This is a genomic window from Photorhabdus africana, assembly GCF_035181445.1.
GTDB lineage: Bacteria > Pseudomonadota > Gammaproteobacteria > Enterobacterales > Enterobacteriaceae > Photorhabdus > Photorhabdus laumondii.
Genome location: NZ_JAXBVE010000145.1, coordinates 1 through 628 on the forward strand (window position 1 = coordinate 1; position 628 = coordinate 628).

1 protein-coding gene is annotated in these 628 nt (G+C 60.5%); it reads left to right on the plus strand.

The annotated features are described in order from the left end of the window. Positions 1 to 628 (plus strand): type VI secretion system tip protein TssI/VgrG (gene tssI / locus SLS51_RS23125; protein WP_323840824.1); only part of this gene is annotated, 628 nt, incomplete at both ends.

Consider the following 628-nt stretch of genomic DNA (forward strand, 5'->3'; position numbering starts at 1 on the left):
GTTCACGCTGACCGTCAGTTTAGCCAGCGCCGACCCGGCGATTGATTTCGCCGCCGTCCTCGACCAGAGCGCCACCCTGACCATCCTGCGCGCCGGCCACGTCGAGCGCACCGTCACCGGCATGGTCGCCCGCTTTGTCCAGGGCAATACCGGCAAACATCAGACCCGCTATGACATGACCATCCGGCCCGATATGTGGCGCACCACCCTGCGCCAGAATGCCCGGATTTTTCAGCAGCAGGATATCAAAACCATTATCACCACCCTGCTGAAAGAGAACGGCATCCGGGATGTGGCGTTCAGCCTGCGCAATCCCCACCCGGAACGGGAGTTCTGCGTCCAGTACCGCGAAACCGATTTTGACTTTCTGCAACGCCTCACCGCCGAAGAAGGGATTTTTTACTGCTTTGACTTCACCGACAATAAAAACACCCTGGTGTTTGCCGACGATGCGGGCTCTGTCGTCAACGGCCCGGTGCTGCCCTATCACCCCGACGACGCTGAACAGGCCCGGCAACTGTGCATTACCCGGCTGACCCGCCAGGCGCAGGTACGGCCGGCGGTGGTCGAGCTCAAAGATTACACCTTCAAAAACCCGGCCTGGGCGGCGGAGTTCCGTCATCAGATG